Below are 230 nucleotides of genomic sequence, written 5' to 3' on the forward strand. Positions count from 1 at the left end.
TTGCAGCTCAATACGTGGATGCTCTGGGAATTGTGCCTTCAGGAAAAGGGCCTAACAACGTTTTCGGGGATTTCTTACCGAACGGATTTGTAGATGCGGGAAGTGATTGGGGAATTTCTTTCAAAGGTCACGAAACACACCCTGTTTTTGAAGGACTTCAGACTTATGAATCCGGGAAGGCCAATTTCCTTCAGAAAGGAACATTCAGATTAAATCACACTGCGTGGTGG

1 protein-coding gene is annotated in these 230 nt (G+C 45.2%); it reads left to right on the forward strand.

All coding sequences use genetic code 11. From position 1 onward, the window contains the following. A partial coding sequence (locus ACPYOM_RS24215; protein WP_481347937.1) for a DUF4960 domain-containing protein occupies positions 1–230 on the forward strand: 230 nt, incomplete at both ends.

The sequence above is a fragment of the Monashia sp. HAY1-2A genome (genome assembly GCF_056755315.1).